This is a genomic window from Xenorhabdus bovienii, assembly GCF_024721015.1.
Taxonomy (GTDB): Bacteria; Pseudomonadota; Gammaproteobacteria; order Enterobacterales; family Enterobacteriaceae; genus Xenorhabdus; species Xenorhabdus bovienii.
The window spans coordinates 1-5,397 of the sequence record NZ_JANAIF010000124.1; the positions used below are offsets into that span (position 1 = coordinate 1).

5 protein-coding genes and 1 pseudogene are annotated in these 5,397 nt (G+C 45.3%); 2 read left to right on the forward strand and 4 right to left on the reverse strand.

The genetic code is table 11. The features are described 5' to 3' along the window. Positions 1 to 6: 6 nt before the first annotated feature. The 4 genes from NXS07_RS18415 to NXS07_RS18430 all read right to left on the reverse strand — a co-directional run bounded on the left by NXS07_RS18415 (position 7) and on the right by NXS07_RS18430 (position 4,001). The gene (locus tag NXS07_RS18415) at positions 7 to 432 is read right to left on the reverse strand and encodes an HNH endonuclease signature motif containing protein (protein WP_258087358.1); all 426 of its coding nucleotides are present in this window, start codon (positions 430 to 432) and stop codon (positions 7 to 9) included. After that, a complete protein-coding gene (locus NXS07_RS18420; protein ID WP_258087359.1) occupies positions 429 to 1,400 on the reverse strand; it encodes a DUF7146 domain-containing protein in 972 nt (323 codons plus the stop codon). The genes NXS07_RS18415 and NXS07_RS18420 overlap by 4 nt, the downstream gene beginning before the upstream one ends. Continuing rightward, positions 1,397 to 3,028 (reverse strand): DEAD/DEAH box helicase, encoded by a 1,632-nt coding sequence (locus tag NXS07_RS18425; protein WP_258087360.1) that lies wholly within the window; start codon positions 3,026 to 3,028, stop codon positions 1,397 to 1,399. The genes NXS07_RS18420 and NXS07_RS18425 overlap by 4 nt, the downstream gene beginning before the upstream one ends. 694 nt (positions 3,029 to 3,722) lie before the next feature. Continuing rightward, positions 3,723 to 4,001, reverse strand: coding sequence for a helix-turn-helix transcriptional regulator (locus tag NXS07_RS18430; protein WP_258087361.1), 279 nt, complete (start codon positions 3,999 to 4,001; stop codon positions 3,723 to 3,725). A 134-nt stretch (positions 4,002 to 4,135) separates the two neighbouring features. On the opposite strand from NXS07_RS18430, the pseudogene NXS07_RS18435 reads away from it, so the two are divergent. Both NXS07_RS18435 and NXS07_RS18440 read left to right on the forward strand, forming a co-directional pair. Beyond that, positions 4,136 to 4,261 (forward strand): annotated as a pseudogene (locus tag NXS07_RS18435) (helix-turn-helix domain-containing protein); the annotation flags it as partial. 39 nt (positions 4,262 to 4,300) lie between these two features. After that, positions 4,301 to 5,080 (forward strand): LexA family transcriptional regulator, encoded by a 780-nt coding sequence (locus NXS07_RS18440; protein WP_258087362.1) that lies wholly within the window; start codon positions 4,301 to 4,303, stop codon positions 5,078 to 5,080. Positions 5,081 to 5,397 lie beyond the last annotated feature (317 nt).

Here is a 5,397-nt window from a genome sequence, read left to right on the forward strand (position 1 = left end):
TCATGGTTAATCAACTCTTATGATGGAATGGTGGGGCATTATTATTGCACGAAATTCCTCATGACGACACCATCTAGTGTCATGACACCAAGAAACCCCTCTATAACCTGATTTTGATGATGATTTTTCACTGGTGTTAAGCATATTTATGCTGTGCGAAACATCTCGTAAATTAGAAATTCTGTTGTCATCCCTCACCCCGTTAATATGATCTATGACCTCACGGGGCCATTCTCCATGCATATATAACCAAGCTAACCTGTGCGCCCTCATGAGCCGTCCATGTATCCTGATATCTATGTATCCATTATCATTAACAGAGCCTGCTATATCGCCAATCTTCACTCTATTGCTATTTCTTTTTATCCATGTGAACAGGCCTGTTTCAGGATCATAACTAAGCATGCTTTTTAACTCTGATTGAGTGATCATTTTTTTCTCCATAACTTATGTTGATAAGCCACCGCCCCATCCACTAAGAGATCATTAAAATCACACTCCCCTTCAGGCCACCGGATACTGACAACCTCAACATCATTGTTGCTGAGAATATTTCCGTTTCCGCATTCAAAAGCCGCCGCTAACCCCGTGCCATTGCTGTCACTATCTGCAAAGATAATCAGGTGCTTTACGCCCTTCGGTGCTCTGAATTTCCGCATAAAACCCGCATGCACCACTGACCATGTGTTGACACCGTAAATCTGTTTGCAGGACAGTGCAGTTTCGATGCCTTCTGCGATCCCCAGTGTCGAATCGACCGGAAAAAGGCGAATTGCCGGTGACTGAACGTGATCGCGATAAGCTTCTTCCTGCATGGCATCCAATTTCTTTTGCGGGGTAATGTCGGCCTTTTTATCCCCGTCAAGGTAGGTACGATGCAAGTAACACAATGTCCCTTTCGCATCCGTGACCAATGACCAGAGGGCTTGTAGCTTTCCGTTGCGAACAGGTTGTTCAGCACAATATTTCACGTTGTCGGCAGGCAAAACATGAATGCCCCTGCTTCGCAGATAGGCTTCACCCTGCGTCCCTTTCAGGTTAGGTAAGTTGGCATAACAGGCAGTCACCTTGCTTCTGAATGTGGTGATATTTGTCTCTTTTTTCACCACACTGCGCTTATCCGACTGAATACCCAGTAGCAGATCAATCTCATCGGCCAGCACCTTAAATTCTTTGCCCTGAGTCAAATGAAGAAGTCGCCAACCATCACCTCTCTCACCACAAGCACAGATAAACGTTCCGCGTCCTTCTTTATCGTCAATGCGGAATTTTCCTTTCCGTTCGCATATCGGACACTTGCCTTTAAAATGATTTTTCCCTGTCACCGGGGGTAATTTGTAATAGGCGAAGATTTCAGGCCAGCGGCCAATAACAGCCTCGGTCGTTTTGATTCTGTTCACAGTGTGCCTCCCTGATGTGATGGTCTGCCTAATGCTTCACGAATATCGCGCACTTTTTGGTGAGCAACCTCAAGACGCATTTCCTGCTGCTCGTTGCTGGACGGTTGCACCTGTTCCGCTTTTTTGCGGGATTTCGCGAAGGCAATTTGTTTGTGCTTGATGAAATTACTGACTTCAGGCGTTAGCTCTTGTGGGGTGTCATGCAATCCACGCGGATAAGCGCCAAACTTGTCTTTAAAGGTATTTGATACCCAGCCGTCACTGATGGCTTTACCCTGTGAGGCGCGCTGGTTCTGGTAGTACTTCAACTGCGAGTAGAAACTCTGCTTTTCGGCTTGGGTGTAGACGCGCTCTTTCTTACTGAGTTTCTGGATAGTGCGGCTGGTATCGACATCAATGTCTTCACCCACCAGCGGCTTAAATCCACACTTCGGACAGACATAGACCCCCGCTGGCTTCATGTAGTGGCAGGAGGAACATTCTTTCGGTAGCTTCTCCCGCTTCTCTTGTTCCCGGTAACTGGAGCTAGACTTCATACCGTCATTTTTGCTGGGCAGTTCGTTGTATTCGATATCATCGGGATAGCCAAGGCGGTGAACCGTGCCGGAGTGATCCAGAATGATAGCCCTGTCTTTACCCGGTGCCGGACGCAGCGATCTACCTATTGACTGCAACCACCGGATCTCTGACTTGGTGGGACGGGCGTAGATAATGCACCGGACATCACTGTCAAAACCCGCCACGAGTACGCCTATATTGACGATAATTTTCGTCGCACCCTGCTCAAAGCGATGGATGATCAAATCCCGTTCATCTTGGGGCGTGTTGGCCGTCATCACCTCAGCATTCACCCCGGCACGATTGAATTCGACCGTGATAAAGTTGGCGTGGCTGACATTGACACAGAAGCAGATAGTGGGTTGATTTTCGCCCAGCTTAAGCCAGCTACTGACCACATCCCCCACCAAATCAGCCCCGCACATGATTTCGGCTATCTCGTCTTCCTTGTAATCGCTGCCGTAGTCGTCATTGCGGGCAGACTTCACCTTGCTTAAATCGGGCTTGGTGGGAGCGTAAAACTCGTAAGGACTCAGGTCGCCACGCTGGATTAATTCTTTTATCGTAGTGGGCTTTATCAGCTTCTGATAATAGTGACCGAGGAACGGTGAGAACGGTGTTCCCGACAATCCCACCACCTTACAGTCCGTTTCTGAGGTCAGCCGGGTAACTTCTTCCAGTATCTTTTTGCGTTTCAGGTGCGCTTCATCAATCACCAGCAGGTTAATGTCTTCGGGAAAGTCACGGCGGATCAGCGTGTCAGCCGACGCAATCTGAATCAGCTTTGACGGGTCTTGATTGGGGTGATCACGCCAGATGTAGGCGATTTCATCCTCCGGTAATCCATACTCGATAAAGCGCTGGGCAGTTTGGTTTATCAGAACAAGGTATGGGCAGATCATCATGACCTTCATCCTCTTGGATACAAACCCGTCAATAATGAAGGCAGATAACCCGGTTTTACCTGCACCTGTCGGGGCGTACACCATGAAAGAATTAAAGCCCTTCCAGTTCTGGCGCAGCATGTTTAAAGCGCGTTCCTGAGCAAAGTTGGGGGTAATTTCTAGCATCTCTTCGCCCCCTGTTTATTTTTTATAGTAACCGTGCGATACTTTGTCTCAGGTAATCGCGTCCCAGTGATACCTGCTGCAAGAGCCGAGACGGGTTTACCCTCCCAAGTTTTACCGCTCGGTTTCTTGCACCCTCTTACATTTCCCTTCTCAGTTAACATTGATACCCTCACTTGAATAATTTCCACTGCCAGAGGACAAGCCTTTTTCTTATTCCTATTTAGCCGTCTAGCCACCTGTCCCATTTTGTAACCCCTACAGTGATCTACATTAAGATCTGAGTTCTCCCTCTTGGCTGTGCCTTCCCTAACACCCCCTTTCAAAGATCACCCCCCAAACCCCCCTAGAAAGTTTTCCCCTCTTCCCCAAAAAACATATATAGCCATCTAAGCGTCTAAACATCTCATCCCCTTAATTTTTTGATTATTGACTTACCGTCTTCGGCTTCTCTGTATAACCCTGTGCCGCCTTCTCATACTTCGTGACAAACTCTCTGAGCCTGATATTTGCTGCTCGTCGTGCTGCGTTGTCCTTCCGGTATGAGACTGGCTCGCTATCCCATGCTGCTTGATACACCTCTGAGTACTTCGCGGTGATCTTTGCTCTGGTGCTGGCTCTCAGCTTCGCCAACGTCTCTTGTATCCATGTGCCATCGTCAGGGTAGAAATGCGATGGCATGGTGACCTTGGTGAAATTAGGAAACATCGTTGTGCTCTGCGGGCGGTGGGAACACTTTAGGCAGATCGGGGCGTAGCTCGTGGGCTTGGACTGCGCCGTCTGCAAAAAGTTGATCCAAGCTACACTTCACTCCTTGCATCTCTAAGGCACGAATTAATCTTTTAGAAATATTTATGTCTGGCACTCTAATTCCTGTTTCATAATGACTAATGGCGGAAGGTGTTAATCCAACCAGTTCTGCCAAATCCTTTTGCTTTAGCTTTGCCATTTTTCTGTATTTTTTTATTGAGTTCATGATGATTCCTCCATGATGAGGATAATATATGCTTTTTTGTGTATAATCAATACATACTGTACATTGAAATATTCATAGTTTACGAAGAGAATTAATACATGAAAGAAATATGGTATGAACTGGTTAAATCCAGAATGAGAGAACTTGAGATTTCCCAAGAAAAATTAGCCGAATCTCTGGAAGTTACGCAGGGGGCGGTGGGGCATTGGTTGAACGGGAGAAGAGCCCCTTCTGTCGGGGTGATTATGGAGATAATGAAAGCCGTAGGACTCGATAATGTTAGCTTTGATTCAGAAGGGATGATAAATCAAGCAGAAAAAAAAACCCCTACACTAAGTATTCATTATAAAACCAACACCTTAAAAGACCGTCTAAAAACTATCTTAGCCAATGAAGATATGAAACAAAAACAACTGGCAGAATCGCTAAATGTTAGCGCTCAAACGGTAAATAACTGGCTAAGCAGGAACTCTATAAGCAGAGAAGCAGCACAAAGTATCAGCGAGCAATTTGGATACTCATTGGACTGGTTACTAAATGGAGTCAGTGAACCAAAGCTGGAAAATGCGTTAAAACAGAACTACGCTAAATCTGATATTCCACCAGAGAGTGAATGGATACCTGTAGCTTCGTGGGATAGCAATACACCACTAGATAGTGGCGAGGTTGAAGTGCCGTTCTTGAAAGATATTGAGTTTGCCTGCGGAAGTGGTAAGTGCATTGACGTGGACTACAACGGCTTTAAGTTAAGATTTTCTAAAGCAACGTTACGGAGAATCGGTGCTCCGACAGATGGATCAACAATTCTATGTTTCCCTGCAAAGGGGGATAGTATGGAACCTGTTATACCAAATGGAGCGGCTGTAGCCATTGATATAGCTAATAAGACTATTTGTGATGGAAAGATTTACGCCATCGAACAGGAAGGATTAAAGCGGATAAAATGCCTATATAGGAAACCGGGCGGCAAATTGCTTATTCGCAGCTATAATCGTGACGAATACGAGGATGAGATTGCGAGCGAAGATAGTGTAACCATCATTGGTAAACTGTTTTGGCACTCAGTACTGCATTATTAATCACGCCATAATTTATTCACACCAAGCCCCTTCATGGGGCTTTTTTTATGCCCATAATAGTGACACTGATCACATTTACAGCATCCGAAAAAAATAAAATCCCTTACTAATTAGTATATTAAAAATCACTCTGTATTTTTAATATAAATTAATGTTGATTATTCAAAATACAAATCGTACTATTTATCCACACGGAGAATATATAACATCAATCCTTTAGGGGTATTTATGTCTAATTCAATTAGGGCGTGTTGACGTTTTGTGAAGGTAATCTGAACAGCATGATGATTGGGTATAATCAATTTCGCCAAAAACTC

Bases quoted from the DNA above. Each gene is read 5' to 3' on its own strand.
- NXS07_RS18415 (WP_258087358.1), bottom strand. From the start codon at position 432: ATGATCACTCAATCAGAGTTAAAAAGCATGCTTAGTTATGATCCTGAA.
- NXS07_RS18425 (WP_258087360.1), bottom strand. From the start codon at position 3,028: ATGCTAGAAATTACCCCCAACTTTGCTCAGGAACGCGCTTTAAACATG.
- NXS07_RS18430 (WP_258087361.1), bottom strand. From the start codon at position 4,001: ATGAACTCAATAAAAAAATACAGAAAAATGGCAAAGCTAAAGCAAAAG.
- NXS07_RS18440 (WP_258087362.1), top strand. From the start codon at position 4,301: ATGATAAATCAAGCAGAAAAAAAAACCCCTACACTAAGTATTCATTAT.